The sequence below is a fragment of the Chryseobacterium indologenes genome, from assembly GCA_016025055.1.
GTDB classification, from domain to species: domain Bacteria; phylum Bacteroidota; class Bacteroidia; order Flavobacteriales; family Weeksellaceae; genus Chryseobacterium; species Chryseobacterium indologenes.
In genome coordinates this window covers 4,081,984-4,108,177 of record CP065590.1, presented here as the reverse complement: position 1 = coordinate 4,108,177, position 26,194 = coordinate 4,081,984, and the positions used below count along the sequence as shown (strand labels likewise).

Below are 26,194 nucleotides of genomic sequence, written 5' to 3'. Positions count from 1 at the left end.
GAATATCTTCTTGGGAAAGAATAAAATAAAATATACACAATGACAAAATTATTCTTAGTCCGTCACGGACAGTCACTCTGGAATCTTGAAAACAGGTTCACAGGTTGGCAGGATATCGATATAACTGAAGCGGGTATCGAAGAGGCAAAGAAAGCAGGTATTGCATTGAAAGGGGAAAAAATAGATGTAGCTTTTACTTCGGCCCTGATCAGAGCCCAGCATACTCTCAGCATCATTCTGGACGAAATGGGGAAACCCAATATCCCGGTCATCATGGATAAAGCACTCAACGAGCGTTCATACGGAAATCTGGAAGGGTTGAATAAAGCTGAAACCGCCCTTAAATATGGTGACGACCAGGTTCGTACGTGGAGAAGGTCCTTTGATGTAGTTCCGCCGGGAGGTGAAAGTCTGAAGATTACGTATAGCAGGGTTATCCCGTATTATGAAATGCATATTCTTCCTCTTTTGAAAAAAGGTGAAAATGTACTGATTGTTGCTCATGGTAACAGTCTCCGCGCTCTGATTATGTACCTTGAGAATCTTTCTCCTGAAGAAATCCTGGAACGTGAAATCGCTACCGGAATTCCGCTAACCTATATCTTTGATGAGAATTTTCACATCAGCAGAATAGACAACTAAGCGGAATCCTCCTGTTAGAAATCTCAAGTATACTTAGAAAAACAGTATAAATAATCAATTATCAACTTTTTAACAAGTGTTTATAGTCACCAGAAACCTGTCCGTTCAGAACGAAATTTTTACTTTAACCAATCAACGTGCTGTTTTTTGGGAAAAAGAGAAAGCTTTGATTCTTTCTGACCTGCATATCGGAAAAACCGCTCATTTCCGTAAAAATGGAATTGCCTTAGCCAATCATATTATGAAAAGTGATCTGGAAAGATTATCTGCCCTGATTGAATTTTTTCAGCCTGAAAAATTTATAGTGGTCGGAGATCTGCTTCACGCAGGGGATAATTCTGATGTTGATGAATTCTGCGCATGGCGGAACCAGTATCCTGATATTCACTTCTGTCTTATCGAAGGAAATCACGACAGAATTTCAAAATCCCTGGAGAAAAAACTGTGTTTAAATGGTAAAGAAGCTTCGCTTACGATTAAAAACTTTACATTTATTCACGACTTTGATTCGTCTCTACAGACATTTCAAATTACCGGTCATATTCATCCCGGAATAGTGCTGAATTCTGCAGTAAAAAGTATCAGGCTTCCCTGTTTTGCGCTTAGTCATAACCAATTGCTGTTGCCTGCTTTCAGTGAATTTACAGGATTAGACACTAAGAACCTGCCCGGCAAAAGTAAGTTTTTTGTTTTTACAGATTCAGAAATTTATGAGGTTTAAAATCCTCAAATCCTCTCAGATAATTAATGGGAATAGTATCATGACTGCACAAATAGAATAATTCGTGCAGTCATGGCAAAAGCAGAAAATGACAGGGAAAAAATACAATTCGTCGCTTCTTTACCTTGTAGAAGGATAAAATCATTTACCTTGCTGGTCATTCAGCCAGACCACTTTCTGATCAGGCACATGGTCCTGACCAATAATATTTTTGTACAATTCCGGTCTGCGGGCTTTGATATACCTGTATCCTCCTGCCTGCGTCAATTTTTCAGATGTGATAGAAGCCGTTTCAAAACTGTCATCAAACGAATGACATTCTGCTATGATATCACCAAAAGGATCAATAATCATAGAGCAACCGTTTTTAAGGTGATCATCATCCATACCGATAGGATTAGAAAAAACAATGTAAGATCCGTTATCATAAGCTCTTGCCGGAAGCCATTTCATCAGCCAATCACGGCCTTTCATGCCATTAAACTCCAGGCGTAATGAGGTAGGATCATTTTCTCTGTTTTCCCAAAGTTTTGGATCCACAAATCCTGCTCCGGGTCTTGTAGAAGGGGTACACATCGTTACATGAGGCATAAAAATGATGTCGGCACCAAGAAGTCTGGTTGCTCTTACGTTTTCGACGATATTATTGTCATAGCAGATCAGAATACCACATTTCCATCCCTGAATATCAAAAACGCAATATTCATTTCCGGGAGTAAGATGAGGATTAATGAACGGATGTAATTTTCTGTACTTGGCTTTTAGTCCTGTTTTATCAACACATACATAGGCTTTAAAGAGATTATTGTTCTCATCTTTTTCAAAAAGGCCTGCCAATATGGTAATATCATGTTCGCCGGCAATCTGTTGGAGTTTGTGAATACTTTCTCCTTCAGGAATTAGTTCCGCAATATCAAGAAGCTGTTCTTTGGAAAGTTTTCTGGCAAAAGTATATCCGGTAAGTGAACATTCATGAAAAGCAATAACATCAGAACCTTTGGAAGCTGCTTCGGCAGCGAGTTTTTCTATAATGGAAAGATTATAGTCCTTATCTCCGCTTTTGTTTTCAAATTGGGCAGTGGAAATTTTAATATTCATTATTTTTTTCAGCAAAACTAAAGCATTTGAAGTACTGAAAAATTGTATAAAACCGACATTTTGGTTTACAATTCAATGAAATTGACAGCCATTTTATTTTTTGTTTTGATATACTGTCGCGGAGTGAGTCCTACACTGGTTTTAAAATCCCTGATGAGATGAGATTGATCAGAATATCCTGCATTGTAAGAAAGGGCTGTCATATTATCACCGGCTATTCCTCTGTTGATAAGGCTTAAAAAATAATGAAGCCGGATGATAGTACTATATTTCTTCGGAGAAACGCCCATGAAATCCTCAAATTTTCTTTCCAGATGTCGCTCAGAATATCCTGTAAACAGCTCCAGTTCTTTGGATGATACGGAACCTTTGTTTTTAAGAATATACTGCTGCACTGTAGAAATAAAGCTGTAATCGGATTTTGTTTCCTGTGCTAAAAATTCGCTGAAAAAGAGATTAAGACCATTGATTACAGATAACGGGTTTGTCTGGGTAAAAAGTTTTTCCTGAAACGGCTGTAACTTATCTCTTACAACATCTTCCACAGAAATAATCTGGTTTCGAACCTCTTTGGCTGAAGTCTTTAGAAGGATGTTTAAAAAGTAAGGTTGAAATACCACCGCTATCAGTGAAAATTTTCCTTTTGAATAAAAATCTTTGTACGTATCCGGCACCCCATAAAAAAATGAAAGGGGCATTTGATCTCCTGAAATTTTGGAATACAGATTCATATCACCAGACAGGATCAGCCCGGTACTCCCGTCAGTAAACAATCTCATATTTTCACCAGCCTCCCGGGAATTTTCCAGATAGATATAATGCCTGATAAACGGTGCCAGATGTGGAGGGGGCGAAATCTGCATATTCAAATGTACACAAATTTCATGAGCTGTAAATATTATTGAGCTATAAACCATAAGCGGATTCTTTACCCATCATATCAGTAAATAATTTTTATAATATTTCATAGCACGTACCACATTTTCGATTCTTTTGGTCAGATATTTGAATATTTACCGCAGTAATCTTGATTCTTTCGTAAGAATCTTTTTATACAAAACAACCAATCACTTAAATATATTATTATGTCAACACAGAATCTTACCCACCTTGAAGCGATCAAAAAAATTAAAGAACTGTCGGAAAAAGCAAGAACGTGTATGTTCTGTACAGAATTAGACCGTGTACCTGTCAATTCCAGACCAATGTCTTTACAGGAAACTGATGACAGCGGAAACTTGTGGTTTATCAGCAGCGGAACCAGCAATAAAAATTTTGAAATCAAAGAAGACCGCAGGGTTCAGTTGTTTTTTATGAATAATAGTGATGCCGAGTATCTTTCCGTATACGGAGAAGCCTCTGTTTACAAAGACAAAGCGACTATTGAAGATAAATGGTCTCCTTTGGCCAATGCCTGGTTTGACGGAAAAGATGATCCGAATGTTACCATCATCCGTGTAGAACCTAAGGAGACATATTATTGGGACACGAAGGCCGGTAAACTTGTGAGCCTGTTTAGCTTTGTGGCTTCAGCAATTACCGGAAAGAAAACCGATAATTCAGATGGTGTAGAAGGAAATGCAACGATTTAATTCATAATTCCTGATTATCAGCAATATTATAGTTGAAAACTTCATAAGGGATGCAACCTTTAATTGCCACTTATCAACGATCATTGTATGGTTTATGAGTGGCAATTAGATTTTATTGCAGCTAAAATTATTGATCACAAAAAAGGCGGAGCATTATGAAGCCCCGCCTTTATAAAATCAAACTGCTATTTTTTCACCTCTTCCATGCTGGCTCCGAAATTGATATGAAGAACATTTCCGCTAGGCGTTACCAAGGCTGGTATTGAGCGTACTCCGGATTGTTCTGCCTGTGCAATTTTTGCTTTATCATTCCCCAAATGAATGATTTCTACATTCTCTGTACCTATAAGGTTAACGATATCATGCTCCGCACTGATGCAAACCGGGCATCCTGCATGATAAAAAACTGACTTTTTCATAATGTTCTTTTAATTAGTAATGTTTTGAATAATTCTTTTTAATTCTTCTGTCTCTGATTGTTGAAGAGGTCTCAACGGGCTTCTTAAATTCCCGCCTTGTTCTCCGAGAATACTAAGACCAGCTTTCACTGCTCTTGGCAGCCCTTTATTCACAATAAATTTTAAAAGGTCAAATTGCTGATAAAAAGTTTCCTTAGCTTTTTCCAGGTCACCTGCTTCCACCGCTTCATATAATTTAAGAGTAAGCTCAGGAATCAGATTGGGGGCTGCTGTACACCAGCCTCTCGCTCCGGCAGAGAAAGCGGCCAGTGCCAAAGGATTGGAGCCATTATAGAATGCTACATCTTCCCCCAGTTCTCTCCTCAGATAATGCATTCTCTGGACATCACCGGAGCTTTCTTTGATCATTGTGACATTTGGAATTTCCAATAATCTTTTCAAAAGAGCCGGAGACATATCTACTCCACTTGTTGACGGATTATTATATGCCATAATCGGAATAGAAATTTTACCGGCAACAGCATCATAATGGGAAACAATCTCATCGTCAGTCAGTTTCCAATAACTCATCGGAATAATCATAACCGCATCAGCACCGGCATTTTCTGCAAACTGTGCATGATGGATGGTCTTTTCCGTTGTCAGATTAGATACTCCTACCAAAGTGGGAATTCTGCCTTTTACCTGCTGTATAGTGGCTTCAGTAATAGCTTCTTTCTCATCATCAGACAGATAAGGCATTACACCTGTGCTTCCCAAAGGAGCGATTCCGTGGTTTCCTGACTCAATCAATCTCTCTACAAGGTGTTTAAAAAGAGGGACATCCACTTTTTCGTGATCATCAAATGGTGTGATGGGATAGGCAATAATGCCTTTAAAAGGAACGTTTTTCATAGATAATTAAACTAAAATTAAAGATCTCTTCCCTCTTCTTCTCTCAAAGCTACTCCTAAGTTTTGAAGCTGAGGAGCATTTTCACAGGCAATATATTTGGCGGGGTCAGTATCACTGAGATTCTGGTGCTTGTGCCATGCCCATGAAGGAATGTAAACAGCATCTCCAGCTTCCCAATACACTTTTTCGTCTTCTACTTCCGTCCATCCTTTTCCTTCAATCACAAATAACACCGTTTCATAAGTATGACGGTGTCTGTTGGTTTGCTGGCCCGGTAAAAGACCGCCAATGGTCATGCTTACATTTTTGCTTGGAAGATCTACAAAGAAAACAGGATGCTTTCTTTCTGTTGAAAATTGGTTGTGTTCCCCCGCATTTTCCACATTTTTATGAATTAAGTGAGTAGGTTTTACATACGTTGGTCTCGCAAAGGTCTGGTGAAAATCTTTAGAACTAAATTGTTTCTTGTCCATGATTTTAAAATTTTAATGGTTTTGTGCTTAATTGCAAGACAAAATTATTCTATATTTGGACTGTTTAAATAACTCAGTTTTTATATAAATAAGTAGTCCAGATGCTCCGACCTTGGAAATTAGAATTTGAAATTGACAAAAAGCTTGATAAAGCAGTCTATTTACAGATCGCAGATAGCATTATTACTGACATCCGCTCCGGCAGATTGAAAGCCGGAGATGCCCTTCCCGGCAGCAGGAACCTTGCGATCACGTTGAAAATCAACAGAAATACGGTTGTAGAAGCATACCAGGTTCTGATCAACGAGGAATGGGTGATTTCAAAAGAACGAAAAGGTATTTTTGTATCCAATAAGCTTCCGGCTTTACATGAACATATGACCAATCGTATCGATAAGATTGGTGGACGTTCAATAGCACCAGGAGAAGTTTTCATCAAATTTGATGACGGGCATCCGGACAGTAAAATTGCACCTGTAACGGAGTTGGCCAGAGCTTATCGACAGATATTCAGTATCAAAGCAAAATGGCAGATGATGGGCTATGCCAATGAACATGGTGATATAGAATTCAGGAAAACCATTTCCCAGATGCTCAATCATCAACGTGGAATGAATATTGATGAAAGCGAACTTACCATTACGCGTGGAAGCCAGATGGGTATGTTTCTGACGGCTCAGACCCTATTGAAGGAAGGCGATCAGATCATTGTCGAAGATCCCGGATATCAGCCTGCATGGCAGGCATTTGAGTATGCAGGTGCCCGACTTTTGCCGGTATCTGTAGATGAGGAAGGTATAGATATTAAAGCCATTGAAGAATTACTGATTCAGCATAAGAATATCAAAGCGATATATATCACTCCTCACAGACAGTATCCTACTACTGTTACATTAAGTCTTGCTAGGAGATTAAAACTTATAGAATTGTCTAACCAGCACAATATTACGATCATTGAAGATGATTATGACAATGAGTTTCATTTCGGATATCGTCCGGTTCTGCCTGTTTCAAGTTATGAAGAACTTAATAATTATGTATACATCGGAACACTAAGCAAGGTGGTAGCTCCTGCCCTCCGGATTGGTTACCTGGCCACAAAAAATGAAGGGCTGTTACAAAAAATAGGAAATCTGAGAAAGATTATTGATGTTCATGGGGATGTCATTATGGAACAGGCCGTTCTTCAATTGATCAGGGAAGGAGCGGTAAAAAAACATATTAGAAAAGCAACGGCTCATTACAAGAATAAAAGGGATTTTGTATTTGATCTTTTGAACAAACACCTGAAAGAGCTTGCTGATTTTACTTTACCTGAGGGCGGACTCGCCTTTTGGATCACTCCTAAGGTACAGTTGGACTGGAATGCCGTTGTAAGTTGTCTGTCAGAAAAAAAAATAAAAATCATCCATCCGAAGCAATACAGCAGAACATCTGTCAATGGTTTTAGATTAAGTTATGGGGCCATTTCTGAGGAGCAATTGGAACAAAGTATACCTGTTATTGCTGAAATTTTCACCAATATGTCCAGTAAGTCCTCATAAAGTTCCTAAAAACCAGTAAAATCCTGTACACGTCCGGGAATATATTAATTGCCACGAATGCACGAATGACTTTAGAAGCATAGCATAATTCGTGCATTCGTGGCAAAATAATACAGATATTTATTCGACTTCAAAAATAGCCTGGATCTCCACGGAAGAATTAACAGGGATGGACGATGCTCCCAGCGTTCCTCTTGCATGCTTTCCTTTATCTCCGAAAATGTCAACGGTCAGATCTGATGCAACATTCATGAGATCTGCATGCTTGGTGTAATCGTCTTTTGTATTAAAAATTCCTGTCAGTTGAACACATTGCTTTACACGGCTCAAATCCCCTCCTACAGCTTCATTCAATACAGATATCACATTCAGTATTGTTACTTCTGTAGCATCCTTTACCTGTTGTTCATTTACATCTACCCCTAATTTTCCCGGATTTACAATTTTTCCGTCCTTTAATGCAACCTGATTGATGAATACCAGATTTCCGGAACGTACAAACGGTTGATAATTTCCTGCCGGCTTGGGAACCTGGGGAAGTGTAATATTTTTTTGTTTTAAAATGTCATTAAAATTCTGATGGTGTTCAGCAACCGGAACTCTTTTTTAGGATGGGTATCCTTTAAGGCAAAAGCAATTTTTGCAAAGTTTTTACCCTGAAGCTCTGCTAAGTGCCTTTCTCCTTTTGTAGGACGTTCCACATCTTTTAAGGAAGCCATACTTGTCATTCCTAATACAGAATTCCCTTGCGGAATTGCTTTATTGAGTTCTTCTGTCCCTCTGATTCCGTTAGAAACTAATACCATTCCATGTACTGCCAGGCTGTTCCAGAAGGCTTGAAGGGCCAGTTCTTTCCCTGCTCCGCTGCCGGCAGACATAAAAACAGTAGCGGGAACTCCTTCCAGTGCATGGTTGGTCCACAACGGAACTGTTTTGGATAAAAATTCACTCATTCCCGTACTGATATTTCCAAAATAAACAGGAGAACCGAAAGCAATTCCATCGTAAGAGGTCAGCTCTTCTACGGTTGCCACAGGTAAGTTTTTGAGATTAGGATTTTGAGATGCTTTCACAAGTTTAAGGCTTGCAGTTGCATTGTTTTCACTTTCAATACCTTTTGCGATTTCTTTGGCCAGCTCGTAGGTTCCTCCATTATCTGAATGAATAAGAACCAATATATTCGCTTTATTTTGTGCCATGATGTTGATGGTGTTTAATAATAAAATTAAGATAAAAAAAGAACATAGTTTTTTCATTATGAATAAGATATAAATTTATATTTTGCTTTTGCCGGTTTTTAACCCATAACTTTTGAATTACTTTAAGGGTAAAACGGAATCAATGAAATACTCTATTTCTTTGATTTTACAAAATTAATAGTGACGTTTCTATTAAATTTGCCAAAAAATATATTTGAAACGACAGAATGAAATGTGGACTAATTAAAAAGACAAAAAGCACCATCGACAAAGAAGCTTATTTATCGTGCGAAAAAGACCGGAAACATGACCATAATGAACATGTATACGGTCGTGCTCAGCTTACTTTTTGTGGAAGAAGGCTATCAATATTTTCATATTGATCACAAGATTTATCTGGTTCCACAATATCATATCATCTGGATCTCTTCCGGGAAAGCTCATAAAATAACGTCTGAAGCACAAACGGTGAACCTGATGGTATTTCTGTTCAGATCTGTATTTGAAGAAGAATTTTATCAGAATGTACAGGTTTTTGCCGTTGCGACTGTTCTCAGGGAAATGTTGTCGTCTGTCTCAAAATGGAATAAATCTATGATCGAAAATGAGGCACAGGAATTACAGTCCAGAAGTACTATCAACTGACAAGAATCTTAAAAAGCATTGAGCTCATAGATACCCGGCAATTTACTTTAAATAAAGTATCGTAAAAGGCTTGTTATCAGAGTATTTCAGATTTTACCTCATCCTGTTTTTCCGTGATGAAAACGAAACCCAGATCAGGGAAATTTCAGGGAGTTTCATCGTGAGGCATATCGACAGGTTTAGACTGGGGAGATCCTTTTTCGCGTAGCCAAATGGAAAATAAAACCAGACAGGCAACGGCCAGAAATTCACTTTGCCAGTTTTGAAATGATTCGAACCAGAACCTTGATTCACTGATATATTGCCAAGCGCTTAATGACGGCTTATTTTTTAATAACTGCTCCTGATTAAAATCTTTCATACTTCCATAAAAATGGAGAATAAGGCTGATCAGAAAGAATAAACCTAAAGCTATCGATAAGGAATGTTTGTAAATTTTTAGCCATACCCCTCCTTTTCTGACCGGCCATGGAGCGTTGGGGTGTGCTTCAGGCTCCCGATCAACATCGTCTTTACCCGTCATAGGTTTTGACTCGCTGGAGCCTTTTTGCCTCAAAGAAATGGTTAAAAGAACGTAGAGCATCATCTGTAAAAATTCGCTTTCCCAGTTTTCAAATGTAGCCTGTATGAAGTGACCGCTATGAAGATATTCGTATATGCGTAGAGCCTCCTGCCCACTTTCAGCCAATTCCTTATTTTCTGTTTTCCAGCCTGTCAGGAATTGCCCGATAAGAGAGCAAATCATTAAGACGATCAAAACAATGCTCAGACTGTTACGATAGAAAAAACCTGTGCGGGACATAGAAGTATATATTTAACGTATTGTCTAATGTTTCTGATAAGGAAATACTTTCTTCAGGTCATTGGTGGAAGGCCCCGTCAACATTTTACCATTAACATTAAATCTGGAGCCATGGCATGGACAATCCCAGCTCAGTTCGGCACTGTTCCACCGAACTTCGCAGGCAGCATGCGGGCAGGTGCTTTTTAAAAGATGCAGTGTTCCGTCATTTTCTTTATAGAGAGCATATGATTCAGATTCATAACGGATAACTTTTGCTTCACCTTCTTTTATTTCTGAGAAAGATGCAATTTTTTCAACGAAAATTTTATCTTTTATAAAATCAAACACCACAGCAGAAGCTTCTTTTACAAAATCTGAAAATCCAGCAACCGGTTTTATTCTCGAAGGATTAAACAAGTCACCATATTTATTTTTTCCCGTAGTGATCAGATCATGAAGGATCTGTGAAGAGAGTGTCCCGAATATCATTCCGTTGCCTCTGAATCCGGTAGCTACCCAAATTCTTCCTTTACTGCCAGGGAGTTTTCCGATATAAGGAAAGCCATCCACAGGCTCGTAATATTGGCTTGACCAGCTATAATGCACCGTTTCCACCTTAAAATACTGTCTCACATAATTTTCAAGCTTCGAAAAATGTTCTCCCGTATCATCAGCATGGCCGGTTTTATGATCTTCGCCACCTGCGATTAAAAGATTTTCACCGTCACATTCCTGAATTCTATAGTAATGATAGGGATCGCAAAGATCGTAGCCTAGCTCCCACGGATATCTGTCGTCTTTTAATGTAAAAGCCATGGCATAGCTCCGGTAGGGTGCATTGGTAAAATGAAGAACATTAATTCCCGGAGGAATATGGGTGGCGTACACGATATGTTTTGTTTTTATTTCGCCACGTGAAGTTTTTACCACCACATAGTCATCCTGTTCATTACAATCTTCACAACGACAGTTCTCAAGAATTTTCCCTCCTAATTGTATGAAAGCTTCACAAAGTCCTCTGATATATTTTATCGGATGAAAATGCCCCTGCTCAGGGATTAAGACTGCTTCTTTAAAAGGGATGGGAAATGGAATTTCATTAACGAAGGTCATCTCATGGCCAACTTTGGCAGCTCCTTCTGCAATATTTTTTAATTGTTCTTCCTGTTTGTCATCCAAAGCAAAAAGATAAGCTGATTTCCGTGTAAAATCGCAGCTTATTTTATATTTGTCGATATTAGTTTCGATGATTGCAATGGCATCTTTACCGGATTCTGCATACAATTTGGCATTGTCCGGCCCAAAATCTTCGATTGCTTGAGTAAAAGTGGTATCAAAAAAATCATTTAAATGGGCGGTAGTTCCACCCGTGGTTCCGAAGCCAATATTAGCAGCTTCCAGAATAATACATTTTTTCCCTGATTCCTGTAACTTCAGGGCTGTTGATACCCCTGTGATTCCGCCTCCTACAATCACAACGTCAAATAAGTGGCTAAGATCAGTTTCCATAGAAAATTTCCTGATTTCGTCCTGCCATATACTCTTTCTTGCGCCGTCTCTATACATATCCATCATATTTTAAAGTTAAACTTATGGGCTCTGTAAAGAATCAGGCCCGGCTGCTGTTTTATAATCGGACTTTTATGTTATCCGTTTATAATGATTCCGCCGTTGGGATGAAGGACCTGACCAGTCATCTGCGCCGCATCGGAACTGGCTAAAAAAGAAAGCTAAAAGCAATCTCTTCGGGTGTTGCATTCCTTTCAAAGGGTGGTTTATCCGGATTTTCTTCTTCTTCGTCAAAAGTTTCTTCGGTAAGCGGTGTTGCTACAGGTCCCGGAGCTACGGCGTTGATCCTGACACCTTTCGGTTTTGCCTGTAATGCCAGTGAACGTGTAAAAGATACAATGGCACCCTTTGTTGCTGAATAATCCAGCAACTCGGGATGCCCCTGATAAGCAGAAACAGAGGTCGTATTAATCACAGAGCTTCCCTCTTTCAGGTAAGAAAAAACAACTTTTGTCAATAATATCATTCCGACAATATTGGAATCGAATGTTTTCCGGATATTTTTTTCTTCGAGTTCTTCAATCTTTTTAGCGGGAAACTGAATGCCGGCGTTGTTCACCAGAATATCGATCTTTCCGAATGCTGCAATTACTTTTCGGGTTGTTTCTTCACAAAATTCATAATCATTAATGTCTCCCTGAAAAATGACACATTTCCTGCCCAGATTTTCAATTTCTTTTTTGGTCTGTTCGGCATCAGTTTCACTCGAATGGTAAATAATAGCGATATCTGCTCCTTCCAATGCGAAAAGGAGTGCTACGGCCTTTCCTATTCCACTGTCTGCACCGGTAATCAGGGCTGATTTATCTTCTAATTTTCCCATAATTTATCATTTGTTTTCTGTAACGGGTTTTTGCATCTCAGCCATTCTGTGGGCCACCATACTATCTGTGGCCAGGTTGGCCATAGCTATGGATAGTTTATTTTTCAATCCGGATATCACTTTGTCATCTTCGTTCATCAAGGCATTGTATCCATCCCTGGCAACTTCTTCAGGGGAAGCGAGTATTTCTCTATCTTCAAGCAATTTGCTTCTGTTCATATCTGCTTTATTAAAAAAATCAGTATCGGTGGGCCCGGGCAAAAGTGCGGTTACACTTATTCCCGAATCTTTCAGTTCTTCACGGATAGCCTCAGACCATGATAATATAAAAGCTTTGGTACCATGGTATACCGAATGCCATGGACCGGGAAGTTTACTGGCCACGGAAGCCAGATTTAAAATTTTACCCGATCCTTTAGACAGTCGGTCCTTAATAAACAGTTTGGTCAATATAATAACAGAGATAATATTTAGATTGATAATATCTGTTTCCCTATGAATATCTGTCTCCTGAAATTTCCCATAGACGCCTTGTCCTGCGTCATTGACAAGAATCTCAGGACTTATTCCGTTTAATGTGAGTTCAGAATAGAGGGAATAGGCTTCCTCCTGCAGGAATAAATTTTTGGAAATACAGATGACATTGATGCCGTATTCTTTAAAATCATTAGCCTTTTTTCTGAGTTCTTCATGATCCCTGGCTACCATAACAAGATCATAGCCGTTCTGAGCCAATTGTTTTGCCAGTTCATAGCCTATTCCGCTTGTAGCTCCGGTGACCAGGGCGTATTGATTCCTGCGTTCCATTAGTTTTTTATTGTAAGATTAGCAACCTGTTGAGTTCACTTTTAAAGCAGCCTAAAATAAATTCCGTATAATACATCTGTGCATTCAGAGACTGCGTTTTAGGGTGTAGTTCGAGTTTTTTAGTAAGGATAATTTCCCCTTTATATGAGAATGAGAAATAGGCGAAAATCTTATAGTCAGAGTTTCGGATGGGAGTACAATATCCCGTCGTAGCAATAGACCAGTCGGATTCATATAATTTGGCAACATTCAGGGCCATCGTTTCTGCAATATGTCCTGAAACGCAATCACATTCTTCTGCTTCCTGTTTATTCACCTTCAGTAAATTTACTTTCTGAGGCAATGTGTATGCTGTCATTCCGCCTTTGTAGAACAGAGAAGCATTCTTCATCTGTGAAAATGCAAGTTGCAAGCATCCTGATGTAACGCTTTCAGCAATTGAAATAGTTTCATCTGTAGTCAGCAGTGATTGACTTATATAATCGAGAAGATTCTTTTGAAATTCCATAATATAATCTTTTGAAGAGTTGGTTTAGATTGATGTTAAAAGCTTGAGAGCTTCCATGGGTCGAGTACAACCTTTACGCATCCGTCCTCTTTTTTATTAAAGATTTCGTAGCCTTTGTCTACGGCATCCAGAGGTAAGCGATGGGTAATAATATCGTCAAGGATCACCTGTCCGTTTTGAACATATCCCATCAGACGGTCAATAATAGGATGAACGTTGCATTGTCCTGCTTTAATGGTAATTCCCTTATCGAAAATCTGGCCGAGTCTGAAATTATCATAATTAGCGGGATAAACACCGAGTACAGAGACAATTCCTCCTCTTCTTACGGCGCTCATGCAGGCTTCCAGTACTTTTACAGATCCTTTTTCGAAGTTGATAACAGCTTTTGCTCTGTCTATAAAACTTCTTTCCGGCTCGAAGCCGACTGCTTCAATACATAGATCAGCACCCCTGCCGTCTGTCATATCCCTTATTTGCTCAATGGTACTTTCTGCGTCTTTCCATAAAATTGTTTCGCAACCGGTCAGCTTTCTGAGCTGATCTAATCTGTACTGTAGAGTATCAACGACTATTACTTTTTTAGCATTATAAAGAATAGCACTTTTCACTGCCATAGAGCCTACAGGACCTGCACCAAAGACAACTACCGTTTCTCCTCCTTTCAGTTCTCCCCACATAACGCCGGTATAACCTGTCGGAAAGATATCGGTAAGGAATAAAACCTGTTCATCAGATAGGTTTTCCGGGACTTTTCTGGGGCCAAAGTGAGCATAAGGAACTCTTACATATTGAGCTTGCCCTCCATCATAGCCACCATATAAATCTGTATATCCAAATAAAGCACCGCCTTTTTCTGTAATGATTCCTCCCTCAGGACCATAATGATCGGGATTGCTGTGTTCGCAGGCGGTAGGAAGGTCATGCTGGCAAAAAAAGCAGCTTCCACAGGCAATGGGAAAGGGAACAACTACCCTGTCGCCTGCTTTTAGATGGGTGATATTTTTCCCGGTTTCTTCCACTATTCCCATAAATTCATGACCCATTACCATTGGCCTGGCCTGAGGGATCCCTCCTGAGTACATGTGCAGATCACTGCCGCAGATTGCGGTGGAAGTAACCTTTAAAATGATATCACGTTCATCCTGAATCCTGGGATCCTCAACGGTATCACAGGTAATATTACCGGGTGAATGAAAAACGGCTGCTTTCATAACTATTTTATATTTAAGTGATTGGTGTGAAGGATATGTTATGATTGCGCATTTCGCTCCATTTCCAGATCCCAGACTCTGTGCTTTTCTATTGCTTTGATGAATTTTTCCATCGGGGTTTTATCTTCCCAGGTAACGATTGCCGGATCTTCATGTTTTTTTGAAGCAACGTTGCTGTTATGATATAACGGTTCTGTATCTGCCCCGAAGTAAATCGCTTTACAATGTTTATAAGCTTCGTTAATAAAATGGAGTACAAGATGTTTATTTTCCGGAATCATCAGTTCTTTTACTGATCCTTCTCCCGGGCAAATAAAAAGGGCGTCAAAACAAACACTGGCAGTACTGGTCAAAGAATGTTTGGGAGTAACTTCTGAGCCGTCATCGGCTTTTATTTTAGCAAGACTCGGTGCAATGAATTCAACTCCGGCACCTTCTTTTCAAGTGCTACTTTCATGTCATTTACGGATCCGCCGTTGATACCGTTAGTCATAATAAATCCTATCTTTCTGCTTTTGATGGTATTCTTTACGGTATTCTGCATACTTAAGGCCCCGGATGTCTTTGTATTGGGTTCTCTCTCTTCGCTTTGAAGTTCTATGATATTACTGTCTGCAGGTAAGCTCTGATTCGGCCATTCCAGTTTTTTTACTTCTACTCCTAATTTTTCTGCTACTCTTGAAGCAAGTGTCATATCAATGTAGGCAAGCTGTCCGACGAGGCGCTCTCTAACTTCCGGTAATGTGACCTTAGACAGTTCAAAAATAAGTGCATTCTGAAGGTGTTCTTTTTCCGGTTTTGATTGGCTGTTGTAGAATAGCTTTGCCTGCGAATAATGATCCACAAAACTCCTGCTTCTTTCCCTGATTTTAACTCCTGAAACTCTTTCCTGCTGGGATACAAAACCTCCTTCCGACATCATAGCCTGAAAAGGACATCCTCCTCCGGTAGAATTGGGCTCGTAGCTGCTTTTTCCCTTGACGATCTGTTGCCTCATATGCCCGTCCCTTTGGTTATTGTGAACAGTATTGATCGATCTGTTGATGGGGATTTCATGGAAGTTCGGCGAGCCGAGTCTCGATAATTGGGTGTCGGTGTATGAGAATAATCTTCCCTGCAAAAGCGGGTCATTGGTAAAGTCTATTCCGGGAATAATATGTCCGGGATGGAATGCGATCTGTTCTGTTTCTGCAAAGAAATTATCCGGATTTCTGTTTAACGTTAATGTTCCGAAGATTTCTACGGGAACTTCTTCTTCCGGCACCAGTTTAGTAGGATCAAGAAGGTCAAAATCAAATTTATGCTCATCTTCTTCGGGAATCAGCTGTACACCAAAATCCCATTCCGGATAGTCTCCGTTTTCTATAGCTTCCCACAGATCTCTTTTATGAAAATCGGAATCTACTCCTGAAATAATCTGAGCTTCGTTCCATGCTACTGAATGGACACCTAATTTGGGTTTGAAATGAAATTTCACAAAATGAACTTTTCCTTCTTCATTAATAAATTTAAAGGAATGAACTCCAAATCCTTCCATCATTCTGAGGCTTCTCGGTATCGCCCTGTCGCTCATCAGCCACATGATCATATGCATACTTTCAGGCATCAGAGAGATAAAATCCCAGAATGTATCATGGGCAGAAGCCGCCTGTGGAATTTCGTTGTCCGGTTCAGGTTTTACTGCATGGATGAGATCCGGGAATTTAATTGCATCCTGAATGAAAAATACAGGCATATTATTGGCTACAAGGTCATAGTTTCCTTCCTCCGTGTAAAATTTAATGGCAAATCCACGGACATCTCTGGCCAGATCTGTACTTCCTTTGCTTCCTGCTACTGTAGAAAATCGTACAAAAACCGGAGTTTCTTTTCCTAATTCTGTTAAAAATTTTGCTTTGGTGTAGGCCGCCATACTTTTGGTCAGCTTAAATACACCATGGGCTCCGGATCCTCTGGCATGTACTACCCTTTCAGGAATTCTTTCATGATCAAAATGAGTAATTTTCTCTCTTAGGATAAAATCTTCCAGCAATGACGGACCTCTTTCTCCGGCTTTAAGGGAATCCTGGTTATTATTGATCTTTAATCCCTGATTGGTTGTCAGTTTTTCGCCTTCGTTGGAAGTGGTATGAGATTGAAGTTGGTCTGTCTTTTTGTTGTTTTTTTCATTAATGTCCATATTCATATTCTTTTTTTGTGTTGGTCTATTATAAAAGCAGTTCAGAAAGGTTTGGTCAGCAAATTACTCCGTGCTGCCTTTTTCCAGAACACCCAGAAGCTTATTGATGTATTCTTCTTCCTTCAATACTTTGTAATAGGCTGTTTTAGCATATAAAGTAAAAGAGGGAGATTCATATCGTATTTCTGCATCTGCGTCATTGATTTCACTGGTGTTTTGAGTATGAAACTCACGGATATGAAGGAGATATTCTTCTATGTAAGTATTTATTGCTCCTTTCAGGATTTCACATGTTGCGTTATTTTTTATCTTTTCCAATGACTTGATCAGAAAAGCAGTAACCCCATAAGAATTAATAATAACCGGAAATAAAGATTCATTTTCCAGCGCATTATTTTTGTCGTACAACCCGGAATGCTGTAAAGTTTCATTTTCAAAAATCATATTGATAAGGTTATTAGTTTGTGGACGTCTTTAAATATTGCTCAAAATAATGAAGGTCTTCTTTATCCCTGATCGAGAGGTAAAACATGATCTGTTCCGGTTTTTTTAAGCCGATACTGCCGAAGCTGTCAAAATGAGCGATAAGGGCCTGAATATTTTCGATGTCTATATCTTTCAGAATGACAAATAATAAAAAGATATTGTCTTTTATTTCTTTGGCATAGATCGCTGCTCCGTCTTCAAACCACTTTCCCTCGTTGGTTACTTTGATAAAGTCTTTGTGTTTCAAGGTTCTTATTATTTTCTGACAATCCATACTTTTTGATTTCATGGTTAGAATAAGCCAAATAAAACAAGCCGCAAGGCCAAACGTTTAGTCTTCCTGTTCCGCATCAAAATTGATGGATGTCTCTGCGATTTCCGTAAGATGGTAATCAGTGTCTTCCTCTTCTTCAAGAGTCCGTTCAAGAAGATCGGCGGCTTTATCATGCCCCATGGTAATGGCCAGCTGGGCAAGGCCTCCATACGTGGCGATTTCATAATGTTCTACCTTTTGGGCAGCAATAATGAGTGCAGCATCTCTTGTGGCGGTTCCTTCTTCTGTGGATTTGATGACTTCTTCTCCCTCTTCGATGATTCCCTTGATAGCCTTACATTCTTTCTTTTCAGGTTTTTCATCGATAAGTTGGAAAACCTTTTCGAGACGTTTTACATGCTTCTGAGTTTGGAGATGATGGTCTTCAAAGGCATCTTTTAATTCTTCTGTAGTGGCTGCATCCTGCATTTTTTCCAAGGCTTCAAGAATTGCATTTTCAGCATAGTAAATATCTTTCAGAGCATTTACAAAGAACTTGTGGAGCGGAGAATTTTTCATCTCTTCACGTTTTACAGTGGCATTGTCTATTTTTGTTGTTGTCTTCTTTGTTGAAGAGGAATTTTTGGTTTCAGTGATATTGTGTGTCATGGTTGAAGTGGTGTTTATTGTTTTTAAAGATCGTCCCTTCATTTTGCTGATGGAAGGGACAATCAAGGAAAAAGAATTATGAATTACGTCTGCCTCCGAATGCCTATTGTTCGGAAGATTTGCTCTCAGACTTACCGGTCCGGAGTATATTTTTTAATGTTGAAGCTTATCCCAAACTCATAATATTCTATCAGTTTCTGTGGTCCGACATATATTTTTTACTGAAATACTATTTTTAAAAATGGTAATTCATACTATAATTCCATATGTTAATATTAAATGATATGCAGCCCCGTGACTCGTAAGAGACGGCAACCCATTTGATTCGCATAACTCGAATTGATAATAAAAAGGTAATGCCTGTCTACGCTCCTTTTTTACTAAGCTGTAAGAAGTTGTACTGAAAATTATATATCAAATGTAAGTGATAATAAGTCATTTTTTTATGACCTGAATCATGTTAACTGATATTCATCAAGAATTTCGCTTTTTATCGTAAGTTTACTTGATCTTCTTCTAAATATTGTATTTCAGGTGTTATATTTATCTTCCGCACCTGATACGTGCGGAAGATTTCATCAATTCCAAAGGAGATTAGAGGAAAATAAATTTGTTCGTAACGATCTTTAATAAAGTATTTTACGATTTTTAATTCTGACAATATTGTCCCTTTCCATATGTTTGATTGTTCTTATCGCGGTTTCTACGCATATTCCCGTTAGACTGGCCATTTGCTGCCTCGTAAACGGAACGACAAAAGAATACGGGCTCATATCTTCCTGGAAACTTTTAAGATAATCCATAAGACCTTTCAATCGGGTGAAAGGATGTTGGGAAGAATTATTCATCATCATTACAAATTTGTAATAGAGGCGTTCAGATAAAAAACTGTTTACCTCCATGTATAATTCGGGGAATTTTTTAATAATTGTAAAAAAACAGATTTATGAAGTCTCAGAACACTACAATCTGTAATAGCTTCAGCATTCATCGGATAAGGCTTATCTATAAAAAGTACCGATTCTCCGCAACTTTGCCCTTCAGATAAAAAATTCTGGATAAACTCTTTGCCTTCTTCATTATAATTGTTCAGTTTTACTTCCCCTTTGATGATCTGATAGTAATAACTGGGTATATCTCCCTCACAGAATAAGTTTTCTGTGGGTCTGTAATCTCTCGTTTCTGCTCCCGCTGATCGTAAAATGCTCTCATTGATAACCATAATAATTGTTTTTGGTGTTGGTTTCTTCTTCTTAATCTTAGTAAAAATATCATTGGGACGCTTTGTTTATCATGCAAATATCGAGCCTTGTATATTTATCTAAACGTTAAATAAAGTTAATTTTATTATTAATTATCATTGTATATAATTTTATTGTTTATAATTTAATATTAAATTAATCTTATCATTAACATTATTTTAAAAAGAAATTATTAGATTTTCCGTAATATCTAAAAATTAAAAACCCATTTCCATAAAGCGAAAACGGGTTTTTTGCAAATATGACGGGTAAATTTTATTACTTGGATTTTTTGCTCTTAGGCATTGTAGCGGTATCGCTAAACTTTTTAGAGCCGTTATCGCCTCTTCTTACTATTGTATCTGTTTTGCCAGGTGGAGATACATGATTTCCGGTGACTACAGTATCTGTTCTAACCGTATCAATAATTACACTGTCTGTCCTGACCGAACGTTCCGTTTTTATTTCTTTTTTACAGCTGAGAACCAAAAGTCCTGTAAGCAGTAGAAGCATAATCAATTTCATAATAATATTTTTTAGTGGTCTATCAAATGTAGGCTAATATCATTATGCTAGCTTATGATTTCAATCATAATTGATTATTTTTTATTATTTCGCAAATCTTTTTGTTCCTACTACACATAAAATCACACCCACTGTAACGCCTAGCATTCCCATGCTCACTTGTTCGTGTAGAAGATAGGCAGCCAAAGCTAATCCAAAGAATGGCTGTAATAACTGAAGCTGTCCCACAGAAGTAATTCCTCCCTGCGCCAATCCTTTATACCAGAATATAAACCCGATAGACATGCTGAACAAAGAAATATATCCCAGACCAAACCAGCCTTTAAAGCTAACAGTTTCCAGATTTGCCGGAAAGTAAATGAAGAATAACGGGAGCATAACAGGTAATGACAGCACCAAAGCCCATGAAATCACCTGCCATCCGCCTAAAGTTTTCGAAAGCTTAGCCCCTTCTGCATAGCCAAGCCCGCATAAAATCACTGCCAGCAGCATCAAAATATCTCCTACCGGCGAAGCTGAAATCCCTTGTGATACAGCATATCCTATCACCAGAAGACTTCCGATAACAGAAAAAAACCAAAAGATCGGATGTGGCCTCTCTCCTCCACGGAAAACACCAAAAATAGCTGTAGCCAGAGGAAGCATTCCCAGGAAAACAATCGAATGAGCGGAAGTCAGATACTGCAATGCCAGTGAAGAAAGCAGCGGAAACCCTATAACACATCCTATAGAGACCAATACCAATGAAAATATCTGATTTTTGGCCGGCCTTTTTCTTTATATAGTAATAAGACTGAAAGCGCCAATATCCCTGCAATGACGGCCCGGGCAATGGTAACAAATATGGGATCCATTTCCATGACTGCCAATTTTGTTGCGGGCATCGAACCACTAAACAACAATACCCCTATGAAACCATTGATCCATCCACTTACTGCCTGATCTTTTGAAATTGTATCTGTCATCATTTTTTAAAGTTTTAATTGTATGGAGCAAAATTAGAAAGGAAAAATAAATAAACACAGTATCAGTTTTGTATATTTGCATGAGCACAGTTTAAAAAAATGAGTAAAGAATTTTTATATACGGAGATTGCGGAAGGTATTGCCAGCCAGATCAAAACAGGGGTTTTAAAAGCCGGAGACAAGCTTCCGTCAGTGAGGATGCTTTGCCAGGAACATCAGGTAAGTATGAACACTGCCAAACGGGTCTTTCTGGAACTTGAATCCCAGTCATTGGTAGAATCAAAACCGCAATCCGGTTACTTTGTAAGCCAGCTACTATCGGTAAAACTTCCCTTGCCTGAGGTAAGCCGCCCGTCTTTGATGGCCAATAATGACGAACCGAACGAGCTGATCAGTAAAGTCTATGAAAATATGGGGCGGAAAGATGTTACCTTTTTCTCCATCGGAATTCCGTCCGGAGATCTGTTGCCTCAGGCGAAGCTCAAAAAAGAAATTGTACATGCGATCCGCGAATTAAAAGAAGGCGGAACCGAATATGAAGAATTACAGGGAAACCTGAAATTAAGACGGATGATTGCTGTGCGATCTCTGCAATGGGGCGGAAACCTCCATGAAAAGGATCTCGTGACAACCAATGGCGGAATGAATGCCCTTTCGTTCTGCCTGATGGCCTTAGGTAAGCCCGGAGATACTATTGCCATTGAAAGCCCTTGTTATCCCGGAATTTTGCAGTTGGCCAACGGATTAGGATTAAAAGTATTGGAAATCCCTACCCATCCTACCACAGGAATTGAAATTGAGGCTTTAAAGAAAGTAATTCCTAAAATTGATCTGTGCCTGCTGATTCCCAATTTTAACTCTCCCTTGGGAAGCTGCATGCCAGATGAAAATAAGAAGGAAGTCGTAAGAATTCTCTCTGAAAATAATATTCCGCTGATTGAAGATGATGTCTATGGAGATCTTTATTTTGGAAATTCCCGCCCAAAATGTTGTAAGTCATTTGATAAAAACGGAAGTGTACTGTACTGCAGTTCTATTTCAAAAACTCTGGCTCCCGGTTACCGTGTCGGATGGATTGCTCCGGGAAAATACATCGATAAAATTTTAAAGCTTAAACTTTTGCATTCCACATCTTCGATTTCCATTGTAAATGAAGCTGTCGCCAACTTTCTGAAATCTGGCAGATATGAAAAACATCTCCATCAACTTCGCAAAACCCTGCAAAGTAATTATCAGAATTATGTGCAAACCATTGCAGAATCTTTTCCTGAAGGAACAAAAACAAGCCGCCCGCAGGGAGGATTATCGCTGTGGGTAGAATTTGATGAATCTATCCGAACAACCCAGCTTTATGATCTGGCTATTAAACAGAATATAAGTATTGCCCCCGGAAGAATGTTTACCTTCCAGGATCAGTTTGAAAACTGCATGAGGCTCTGCATCGGGCTCCCATGGTCGGAAGACACAAAAACGAAGCTCAGACAAGTCGGAAGCCTTGCTAAAAAGATTTATGTGAAGTAAGGGAAAAGAAGGCTGGAAGATGGAAGGTCTACTACTTTACTATAAAAGAGATTTAACACTATTGAGTCAACAGTGATCAAAGGCTCCTTCTTCCGGCCTTTTTCTATTTTTTATCGGGAACAAAGTTTTTCCTTGCCAGTTCTTTTCTTACCCTGCTTAAACTTTCAGGGGTAATTCCCAGGTAAGAGGCAATCATCCATTGGGGAACTCTCAACAATAAATCCGGATACATTTTAATAAATTTCATATATCTTTCTTCTGCAGTCTCGCCCAATAGAGAATTGATTCTGTTTTGAAGGCTTCTGATATGTTTCTGTAACAGGAAGTCACTTCTTTCAATACTGTTCGGAAACTGTTCCACCAGTTTATTGAAGAAATCGGGATGAAGGAATAATACTTCAGAGTCTTCCACAGCTTCTATATAATAATTTGATTTTTCATTAAAATAAAGACTGCTTCTGTCCGAAATAAGCCAGCTTTCCGGGGCAAACTGAATGATATGCTCTTTTCCGTTTTTATCTATAGAATACATCTTCAGAAGACCTTTTTCTACGAAAAAAATATGCCGGCAAATCTCTCCATATTGAAGCAGAAACTGATTTTTAGGGATCTTTTTTACTTCATAATGCAGGCTGCAGGTATTCACATTCTGAAGAGGAACATTCAGGACTTTGGCTAAATAATTATTAATATTCTTCATTATATGATCTGGCTTAATGAAATATCCTGATGTGAAGCACTGTTGACAGGCTTTCCGTTCTCAATAACAATCAGCTGTGGGCTTTCATGTCTTATCTCAAGATCTGTGGCAATTTTATTGGAAACAGGTCTGTGAGCCAGTAAGTCCAGAAAATAGATCTCCACCGGCTGACCTGAGTTTTCAACCTCCTTTTCAAAGTTTTTCAATACGGTCCTGCTGATAAAACAGCTAGTTGAATGTTTGAATATGGCTATTTTATGGTTAAAAGAGCTTTCAATGGCTTTTGCCAGATCTTCTTCAGACTCGATCTTTTTCCAGAAAGATTTTTGATCAGGGGTTTCATTTTTTCCTCCGAATATTTTATCAAAAAAACTCATACATTAAATTGTTTTAAATGATGATCAAGATGTTTATACTCTAAAAATTCCCAGTCTTTTTCAGTCATGTTTCCGAATAACCTGTGGTTTTCCGGCAGCTTTTTGTTTTCACAGGCCACCCGGAATTCTTCCAGTGTTTTCAGCAGATTGGTTTTTGATTCATCAAAATCACACTCAAAATTAACGATTAGTTTTTGAAAAGTAGGCATGTTTCTGGGAATTCCGTTATTAAAAACATACATTTCTACTTTAGTCACGGCTCCTATCACCCTGAACAGGATATTAATCTCGGGAAGTTCTATTTTTGCTAAGGCAACCTGGAGGACCAGATCGCAATGTCTGAGCATCTGGCATACATTCATTTTTCCCCATTTTGCGGATGAGTTCCCGGAAAGTCCGGAAATTCTGTCTACAATTTCCCTGTAATAGGTGGGATTACTAAGTCTTTTTCTTACCAACCTTTTTCTTTCTTCAGATTTTCAATATGTGCAAAATGATGATTACAATGCCAGGCATACAGGGCAAGACTTTCCCTTAAATTATAATTTTTGTTGTGTTCCGGATGATGAAAAGTCCTTTCAAACTGTTTATTGGTGAGGGTCTTCAGAAGTGTTGTCCACCTTTGATGCGTTCCTTTCAACATTCGCATGGCTGGTTTTACAGGCATATGAAAACTATCCTGAAGCTCGGCCCACTGTGCCTCATCATAGGGTTTAATGGTGGGATTATCTTCGGTAAGTGCCAGTTTGAAGCGGATAAAACTGTTGATATGACTGTCTGAAAGGTGATTAACAAGCTGCCTTACCGTCCATCCTCCTTCTCTGTAAGGGGTATCCAGCTGATCATCCGTAAAATGTTCAATGAGGTTTTTGAGCCTTCCGGGAAAATCTTTAATGATTTTAATGTAAGTATCGAGTGTAGTATCATTAATGTTTTCAGGGGTTTCAAATTGTCCTATCGGAAATTTTTTATTCTCTAAATCACTCATTGTATAGGTTTTATTTTTTTAAATTGTCGATTAACTATGCCTCTGCCAGGTTGAATAATTTCTACATAACAGAGCATGTAAATGTATCAAAAATTCAAGAATCTAAAGTGAAGAAAGCATTAATTATAACAAGATATTTTTACCAAATAATAAAGGCTTCAGTTATATACCCCTGAAGCCTTTATTATTTGATTATATATATTAATAACCATGCAAATCAATGCCTTCCGTTCTCTGCAACGTTACTTTTTTACCCATTTTCTTCTGAATTACTCTGAAATGCTGTAATTCATCATCTGTCAAAATAGTAATGGCAGTTCCTTTTTCGTTGGCGCGTCCTGTTCTACCAATACGGTGAATGTAATCTAAAGGCGAGCGCGGCAACTCATAATTGATGACACATGGTAAAGATTCAATGTGAATTCCACGGCCAATCAAATCTGTGGCGACCAAAAACTGAGCTCCATTACCTTTAAATTCTTCTAAATTATTTCTACGGGCACCTTGTGACTTCTGGCTGTGAATCGCTACTGCTTTGATTTTATTTTTTTTAAGTTTTTCAACCAGATTGTCTGCAGCTCTTGTAGATGAAACAAAAATCAGTGCTTTTTCTACTTTCTTTTCTTTGATTAAATAACGTAAAAAAGGACCTTTGTTCTCAGGAGCGACATGGTATGCCAACTGCTCGATATTATCAATTTCAACTTCTTCTTTTTTTATTTCAATGATGACAGGATTGATGGATAATCGTTCTTTCATTTCCTCAACTTTATCATTTAAAGTTGCCGAAAATAAGGTTGTTTGCTTCACTGCAGGCATGAGAGCAAAGAGTTTATTCATTTCCTCGCCAAATCCGAGCTGAAACATTTTATCTGCCTCATCTACCACCAGATGCTGGATTTCCGAAATTTTCACGGCATTATGATCAATCAGATCCAATAAACGTCCCGGAGTCGCAATGAGAACCTCCACACCAAACATCCCTTTCATCTGTGGATTAATAGATACTCCACCATAAACCGCCATTGTACGGACCTCACGTTTCAGATTTTCTGTAAAAGCCCTGAAGACTTCATCGATCTGAATAGCCAGCTCGCGGGTAGGCACCAGTATTAAAACTTGAATGTTACGACCTTTTTTAACTTCTGAATTCTGTAATTTTTCTAAAATCGGCATCACAAAACATGCTGTTTTCCCTGAACCTGTCCGGGCGATACCCATCAGATCCTTTCCCTGCAAAATAACCGGTACAGCCTGTTCCTGAATGGGAAACGGCTTCAGATAACCTAATTTTTTAACAGAACGAATAATATTGTGTGATAATCCTAACGATTCAAATGACATAAAAATAATTATTT

The 26,194-nt window shown here is 38.7% G+C and carries 24 protein-coding genes and 6 pseudogenes; 6 read left to right on the top strand and 24 right to left on the bottom strand.

The genetic code is table 11. The annotated features are described in order from the left end of the window. Positions 1–39 precede the first annotated feature (39 nt). Both H3Z85_18935 and pdeM read left to right on the top strand, forming a co-directional pair. Entirely contained in the window at positions 40–642 is a 603-nt protein-coding gene (locus tag H3Z85_18935; GenBank protein QPQ51351.1) for a 2,3-bisphosphoglycerate-dependent phosphoglycerate mutase, read from the top strand. A gap of 76 nt (positions 643–718) precedes the next feature. Then, positions 719–1,363 (top strand): ligase-associated DNA damage response endonuclease PdeM, encoded by a 645-nt coding sequence (pdeM, locus tag H3Z85_18930; GenBank protein ID QPQ51350.1) that lies wholly within the window; start codon positions 719–721, stop codon positions 1,361–1,363. 141 nt (positions 1,364–1,504) lie between these two features. On the opposite strand, the gene H3Z85_18925 is transcribed toward pdeM, so the two are convergent. Both H3Z85_18925 and H3Z85_18920 read right to left on the bottom strand, forming a co-directional pair. Beyond that, positions 1,505–2,464 carry a nitrilase family protein gene (locus tag H3Z85_18925; GenBank protein ID QPQ53950.1) on the bottom strand — a complete coding sequence of 320 codons (960 nt, stop codon included), beginning with the start codon at positions 2,462–2,464 and terminating at the stop codon, positions 1,505–1,507. 62 nt (positions 2,465–2,526) lie between these two features. Next, positions 2,527–3,324: a helix-turn-helix transcriptional regulator gene (locus tag H3Z85_18920; protein QPQ51349.1), complete on the bottom strand. Its 798-nt coding sequence runs from the start codon at positions 3,322–3,324 to the stop codon at positions 2,527–2,529. 222 nt (positions 3,325–3,546) lie between these two features. On the opposite strand from H3Z85_18920, the gene H3Z85_18915 reads away from it, so the two are divergent. Next, positions 3,547–4,053, top strand: coding sequence for a pyridoxamine 5'-phosphate oxidase family protein (locus tag H3Z85_18915; protein QPQ51348.1), 507 nt, complete (start codon positions 3,547–3,549; stop codon positions 4,051–4,053). Positions 4,054–4,238: 185 nt separating this feature from the next. On the opposite strand, the gene H3Z85_18910 is transcribed toward H3Z85_18915, so the two are convergent. Genes H3Z85_18910 through H3Z85_18900 form a run of 3 tightly spaced genes read right to left on the bottom strand, consistent with a single transcriptional unit; the run spans position 4,239 to position 5,839 of the window. After that, positions 4,239–4,472 (bottom strand): thioredoxin family protein, encoded by a 234-nt coding sequence (locus tag H3Z85_18910; protein QPQ51347.1) that lies wholly within the window; start codon positions 4,470–4,472, stop codon positions 4,239–4,241. A gap of 9 nt (positions 4,473–4,481) precedes the next feature. Then, positions 4,482–5,366, bottom strand: coding sequence for a dihydrodipicolinate synthase family protein (locus H3Z85_18905; GenBank protein QPQ51346.1), 885 nt, complete (start codon positions 5,364–5,366; stop codon positions 4,482–4,484). Positions 5,367–5,383: 17 nt separating this feature from the next. After that, a complete protein-coding gene (locus H3Z85_18900; protein QPQ51345.1) occupies positions 5,384–5,839 on the bottom strand; it encodes a cupin domain-containing protein in 456 nt (151 codons plus the stop codon). 101 nt (positions 5,840–5,940) lie between these two features. Here H3Z85_18900 and H3Z85_18895 point away from each other — a divergent pair, with 101 nt between their 5' ends. Continuing rightward, complete coding sequence (locus H3Z85_18895; GenBank protein ID QPQ51344.1) at positions 5,941–7,383, top strand: PLP-dependent aminotransferase family protein; 1,443 nt, start codon at positions 5,941–5,943, stop codon at positions 7,381–7,383. A gap of 120 nt (positions 7,384–7,503) precedes the next feature. Here the strand turns inward: H3Z85_18895 and H3Z85_18890 are convergent. Beyond that, a pseudogene (locus H3Z85_18890) lies at positions 7,504–8,639 on the bottom strand (NAD(P)H-dependent oxidoreductase). A 170-nt stretch (positions 8,640–8,809) separates the two neighbouring features. Between H3Z85_18890 and H3Z85_18885 the strand changes: the two are divergent. After that, positions 8,810–9,391: pseudogene (locus H3Z85_18885) on the top strand (AraC family ligand binding domain-containing protein). Here H3Z85_18885 and H3Z85_18880 read toward each other — a convergent pair. The 13 genes and pseudogenes from H3Z85_18880 to H3Z85_18820 form a co-directional block, all read right to left on the bottom strand. Next, positions 9,373–10,029, bottom strand: coding sequence for a hypothetical protein (locus H3Z85_18880; protein QPQ51343.1), 657 nt, complete (start codon positions 10,027–10,029; stop codon positions 9,373–9,375). The pseudogene H3Z85_18885 and the gene H3Z85_18880 sit on opposite strands and share 19 nt — an antisense overlap. Before the next feature lie 24 nt (positions 10,030–10,053). Next, on the bottom strand, positions 10,054–11,577 hold the full coding sequence (locus H3Z85_18875; protein ID QPQ53949.1) for an FAD-dependent oxidoreductase: 1,524 nt from the start codon (positions 11,575–11,577) through the stop codon (positions 10,054–10,056). An 80-nt stretch (positions 11,578–11,657) separates the two neighbouring features. Next, a pseudogene (locus H3Z85_18870) lies at positions 11,658–12,403 on the bottom strand (SDR family oxidoreductase). Positions 12,404–12,409: 6 nt separating this feature from the next. Beyond that, positions 12,410–13,210, bottom strand: coding sequence for an SDR family oxidoreductase (locus H3Z85_18865; GenBank protein ID QPQ51342.1), 801 nt, complete (start codon positions 13,208–13,210; stop codon positions 12,410–12,412). Between the two features lie 7 nt (positions 13,211–13,217). Then, the gene (locus H3Z85_18860) at positions 13,218–13,718 is read right to left on the bottom strand and encodes a nicotinamide-nucleotide amidohydrolase family protein (GenBank protein ID QPQ51341.1); all 501 of its coding nucleotides are present in this window, start codon (positions 13,716–13,718) and stop codon (positions 13,218–13,220) included. A gap of 35 nt (positions 13,719–13,753) precedes the next feature. After that, positions 13,754–14,932 carry a glutathione-dependent formaldehyde dehydrogenase gene (locus tag H3Z85_18855; protein QPQ51340.1) on the bottom strand — a complete coding sequence of 393 codons (1,179 nt, stop codon included), beginning with the start codon at positions 14,930–14,932 and terminating at the stop codon, positions 13,754–13,756. Positions 14,933–14,970: 38 nt separating this feature from the next. After that, positions 14,971–17,117, bottom strand: a pseudogene (locus H3Z85_18850) (catalase). Positions 17,118–17,174: 57 nt separating this feature from the next. Beyond that, positions 17,175–17,555: a hypothetical protein gene (locus tag H3Z85_18845; GenBank protein QPQ51339.1), complete on the bottom strand. Its 381-nt coding sequence runs from the start codon at positions 17,553–17,555 to the stop codon at positions 17,175–17,177. 13 nt (positions 17,556–17,568) lie between these two features. Next, positions 17,569–17,871 carry a hypothetical protein gene (locus tag H3Z85_18840; GenBank protein QPQ51338.1) on the bottom strand — a complete coding sequence of 101 codons (303 nt, stop codon included), beginning with the start codon at positions 17,869–17,871 and terminating at the stop codon, positions 17,569–17,571. 57 nt (positions 17,872–17,928) lie between these two features. Continuing rightward, complete coding sequence (locus H3Z85_18835) at positions 17,929–18,519, bottom strand: ferritin-like domain-containing protein (protein QPQ51337.1); 591 nt, start codon at positions 18,517–18,519, stop codon at positions 17,929–17,931. A 626-nt stretch (positions 18,520–19,145) separates the two neighbouring features. Next, positions 19,146–19,741, bottom strand: a pseudogene (locus tag H3Z85_18830) (Crp/Fnr family transcriptional regulator). 298 nt (positions 19,742–20,039) lie between these two features. Continuing rightward, positions 20,040–20,285: a hypothetical protein gene (locus tag H3Z85_18825; protein ID QPQ51336.1), complete on the bottom strand. Its 246-nt coding sequence runs from the start codon at positions 20,283–20,285 to the stop codon at positions 20,040–20,042. 84 nt (positions 20,286–20,369) lie between these two features. Continuing rightward, positions 20,370–21,253 (bottom strand): annotated as a pseudogene (locus H3Z85_18820) (DMT family transporter). A 96-nt stretch (positions 21,254–21,349) separates the two neighbouring features. On the opposite strand from H3Z85_18820, the gene H3Z85_18815 reads away from it, so the two are divergent. Further along, the gene (locus tag H3Z85_18815; GenBank protein ID QPQ51335.1) at positions 21,350–22,771 is read left to right on the top strand and encodes a PLP-dependent aminotransferase family protein; all 1,422 of its coding nucleotides are present in this window, start codon (positions 21,350–21,352) and stop codon (positions 22,769–22,771) included. A gap of 103 nt (positions 22,772–22,874) precedes the next feature. Here H3Z85_18815 and H3Z85_18810 read toward each other — a convergent pair whose 3' ends face one another. From H3Z85_18810 to H3Z85_18790, 5 genes are all read right to left on the bottom strand, one after another. Beyond that, positions 22,875–23,471 (bottom strand): Crp/Fnr family transcriptional regulator, encoded by a 597-nt coding sequence (locus tag H3Z85_18810; GenBank protein QPQ51334.1) that lies wholly within the window; start codon positions 23,469–23,471, stop codon positions 22,875–22,877. Then, positions 23,471–23,848: a bacillithiol system redox-active protein YtxJ gene (ytxJ, locus tag H3Z85_18805; GenBank protein ID QPQ51333.1), complete on the bottom strand. Its 378-nt coding sequence runs from the start codon at positions 23,846–23,848 to the stop codon at positions 23,471–23,473. The genes H3Z85_18810 and ytxJ overlap by 1 nt, the downstream gene beginning before the upstream one ends. After that, the gene (locus H3Z85_18800) at positions 23,845–24,252 is read right to left on the bottom strand and encodes a DUF1569 domain-containing protein (GenBank protein ID QPQ53948.1); all 408 of its coding nucleotides are present in this window, start codon (positions 24,250–24,252) and stop codon (positions 23,845–23,847) included. The genes ytxJ and H3Z85_18800 overlap by 4 nt, the downstream gene beginning before the upstream one ends. Positions 24,253–24,299: 47 nt before the next feature. Next, positions 24,300–24,836: a putative metal-dependent hydrolase gene (locus tag H3Z85_18795; protein QPQ51332.1), complete on the bottom strand. Its 537-nt coding sequence runs from the start codon at positions 24,834–24,836 to the stop codon at positions 24,300–24,302. 201 nt (positions 24,837–25,037) lie between these two features. Then, positions 25,038–26,180 (bottom strand): DEAD/DEAH box helicase, encoded by a 1,143-nt coding sequence (locus H3Z85_18790; GenBank protein ID QPQ51331.1) that lies wholly within the window; start codon positions 26,178–26,180, stop codon positions 25,038–25,040. Between the last annotated feature and the right edge of the window lie 14 nt (positions 26,181–26,194).

Excerpts from the sequence above, each read along its gene's own strand:
- H3Z85_18860 (QPQ51341.1), bottom strand. The coding sequence starts at position 13,718 with ATGGAATTTCAAAAGAATCTTCTCGATTATATAAGTCAATCACTGCTG.
- H3Z85_18835 (QPQ51337.1), bottom strand. The coding sequence starts at position 18,519 with ATGACACACAATATCACTGAAACCAAAAATTCCTCTTCAACAAAGAAG.
- H3Z85_18900 (QPQ51345.1), bottom strand. The coding sequence starts at position 5,839 with ATGGACAAGAAACAATTTAGTTCTAAAGATTTTCACCAGACCTTTGCG.
- ytxJ (QPQ51333.1), bottom strand. The coding sequence starts at position 23,848 with ATGAGTTTTTTTGATAAAATATTCGGAGGAAAAAATGAAACCCCTGAT.
- H3Z85_18905 (QPQ51346.1), bottom strand. The coding sequence starts at position 5,366 with ATGAAAAACGTTCCTTTTAAAGGCATTATTGCCTATCCCATCACACCA.
- H3Z85_18840 (QPQ51338.1), bottom strand. The coding sequence starts at position 17,871 with ATGGATTGTCAGAAAATAATAAGAACCTTGAAACACAAAGACTTTATC.
- H3Z85_18845 (QPQ51339.1), bottom strand. The coding sequence starts at position 17,555 with ATGATTTTTGAAAATGAAACTTTACAGCATTCCGGGTTGTACGACAAA.
- H3Z85_18895 (QPQ51344.1), top strand. The coding sequence starts at position 5,941 with ATGCTCCGACCTTGGAAATTAGAATTTGAAATTGACAAAAAGCTTGAT.
- H3Z85_18855 (QPQ51340.1), bottom strand. The coding sequence starts at position 14,932 with ATGAAAGCAGCCGTTTTTCATTCACCCGGTAATATTACCTGTGATACC.
- H3Z85_18810 (QPQ51334.1), bottom strand. The coding sequence starts at position 23,471 with ATGAAGAATATTAATAATTATTTAGCCAAAGTCCTGAATGTTCCTCTT.
- H3Z85_18920 (QPQ51349.1), bottom strand. The coding sequence starts at position 3,324 with ATGCAGATTTCGCCCCCTCCACATCTGGCACCGTTTATCAGGCATTAT.
- H3Z85_18915 (QPQ51348.1), top strand. The coding sequence starts at position 3,547 with ATGTCAACACAGAATCTTACCCACCTTGAAGCGATCAAAAAAATTAAA.
- H3Z85_18865 (QPQ51342.1), bottom strand. The coding sequence starts at position 13,210 with ATGGAACGCAGGAATCAATACGCCCTGGTCACCGGAGCTACAAGCGGA.
- H3Z85_18825 (QPQ51336.1), bottom strand. The coding sequence starts at position 20,285 with ATGAAATTGATTATGCTTCTACTGCTTACAGGACTTTTGGTTCTCAGC.
- H3Z85_18815 (QPQ51335.1), top strand. The coding sequence starts at position 21,350 with ATGAGTAAAGAATTTTTATATACGGAGATTGCGGAAGGTATTGCCAGC.
- H3Z85_18880 (QPQ51343.1), bottom strand. The coding sequence starts at position 10,029 with ATGTCCCGCACAGGTTTTTTCTATCGTAACAGTCTGAGCATTGTTTTG.
- H3Z85_18875 (QPQ53949.1), bottom strand. The coding sequence starts at position 11,577 with ATGTATAGAGACGGCGCAAGAAAGAGTATATGGCAGGACGAAATCAGG.
- H3Z85_18935 (QPQ51351.1), top strand. The coding sequence starts at position 40 with ATGACAAAATTATTCTTAGTCCGTCACGGACAGTCACTCTGGAATCTT.
- H3Z85_18910 (QPQ51347.1), bottom strand. The coding sequence starts at position 4,472 with ATGAAAAAGTCAGTTTTTTATCATGCAGGATGCCCGGTTTGCATCAGT.
- H3Z85_18795 (QPQ51332.1), bottom strand. The coding sequence starts at position 24,836 with ATGAGTGATTTAGAGAATAAAAAATTTCCGATAGGACAATTTGAAACC.
- H3Z85_18790 (QPQ51331.1), bottom strand. The coding sequence starts at position 26,180 with ATGTCATTTGAATCGTTAGGATTATCACACAATATTATTCGTTCTGTT.